This window comes from Rhodopirellula sp. UBA1907, from assembly GCF_002337565.1.
GTDB classification, from domain to species: Bacteria; Planctomycetota; Planctomycetia; order Pirellulales; family Pirellulaceae; genus Rhodopirellula; species Rhodopirellula europaea.
In genome coordinates this window covers 54,818-56,487 of sequence record NZ_DDGH01000002.1, presented here as the reverse complement: position 1 = coordinate 56,487, position 1,670 = coordinate 54,818, and the positions used below count along the sequence as shown (strand labels likewise).

Below are 1,670 nucleotides of genomic sequence, written 5' to 3'. Positions count from 1 at the left end.
CTCCGCTGACATTACGTTCGGCTTCGGCGGGCAAGAACGATTCTTGCGGGATGAGTGCAACGCCTTCGTCTTCCCAGTGCAGCAGATCGGGGCTGGTCGCATAGCCACCGTGGCGAATCGCTTTGCCCCACTGATACAGCATGTGGTACTGGCCATCGGCGTAAATCAACGCGTTGATGTCGTTCATCCACTCCGTTTTGGGGCTGAAGTGAAACTGATTGCGGTAGTCTTCTTGGTAGTCGATTCCGGCGGGGTGAGGATCGTATTGTGACTGGACGAAGGAAGCCGGGAGCACACAAGCAAGAACCGTCGTGATGGCAGCCAAAAGGCGATGTGGGGTGTTCATAGATGGTGGGGGCAGATGGGGTGGGATGGGGAACTGCGTCAGTATAGCTGGCTGGCGGAGCCGTCTCTCGCGGGTACACTGCGGGCCCGCCCGGCGGATGCGAAGTTGCCCAGAGGTAGCCAATTCGCGGGTGCAGACGAACTCGTTCTTTCTCTCTCTGGTTGAATTTGATGACGCACGATGTTTACGCGGTTGGCAATGCTCTCGTTGACATTCAGACAATGGTTGCCGACGACTTGCTGTCGGAATTGAAGCTCGACAAAGGCATCATGACGCTGGTCGACGACGAAAAACAAGCGACCGTGCTGAGCCGATTTGACCTGCCGTCGCTGTCTCGCTGTGCAGGTGGTTCGGCCGCCAACACGATCGCTGCGGTCGCGGACTTTGGTGGCAAAGCCGCGTTCGTTGGAAAGATCGGTGACGACGAAACCGGGCAATTTTTCTTGAAAGACTTGCGGGCTCTCGGGGTCACCATCGACGTCGATCCGCAGCCTGAGACGCCAAGCGGAACGTGTGCCGTGTTGATCACCGAAGACGCTCAGCGAACCATGCTGACGAACTTGGCCGCGTCGACCGCGTTGTCCGAAGCAGACATCGACGAAGATGTGATCGCGGCCAGCAAGTACGTCTACATCGAAGGTTATTTGTTCACCGGCGAACAAACCAAAGCGGCCGCTTACAAAGCGATTGAGTTGGCAAAGAAGAACGATGTCAAAGTCGCCTTCACCGCCTCGGATCCATTCCTCGTCAACATGATGAAGGATGAGATGTGGGACCTGATTCGCGGCCCCGTCGATTTGTTCTTCTGCAACGAAGAAGAGGCCAAAAGCCTGACCGGACTGGATGACGCCATTGCCTGTGCGAACAAGATTCACGAGTCGGCCGAAAACGTCGCCATGACGCTTGGCCCAAACGGTTCGATCCTGATGCACGGCGGCGAAGCGATTCCCGTCGAAGGCGTGAAGGTCAAAGCGATCGACACGACGGGAGCAGGTGATATGTACGCCGGCGGCATCTTGTACGGCATCACCAACGGTTTGGATTGGCGTCAGTCGGGCCACTTGGCTTCGCACGCCGCCGCTCGTGTGGTCGCTCAAATGGGCGCTCGCTTGGCAAAGCCATTCACCGCCGAAGAAGTCAAACAGTTGACTGATTTGACCGTGTGAGCTGAAGCTTGCTCAATGACCAAAACGAAAACGCACCTGCGAGCAACTCGCAGGTGCGTTTTTTCGTTGTGTCGGATGGGCGTCTGCTACTGAAGCTTTTTCACGGCAGCCACAACGTCCGCAGGTTCGGCTCGTTTCTTGTAGTCCGCATCCAGGAA

The 1,670-nt window shown here is 56.8% G+C and carries 1 protein-coding gene and 1 pseudogene; one reads left to right on the top strand and one right to left on the bottom strand.

Translation table 11 applies throughout. The annotated features are described in order from the left end of the window. Positions 1-295 (bottom strand): annotated as a pseudogene (locus B2R17_RS00455) (glycoside hydrolase family 32 protein); the annotation flags it as partial. Positions 296-516: 221 nt separating this feature from the next. Between B2R17_RS00455 and B2R17_RS00450 the strand changes: the two are divergent. Then, positions 517-1,512: an adenosine kinase gene (locus B2R17_RS00450; protein ID WP_286762398.1), complete on the top strand. Its 996-nt coding sequence runs from the start codon at positions 517-519 to the stop codon at positions 1,510-1,512. Positions 1,513-1,670 lie beyond the last annotated feature (158 nt).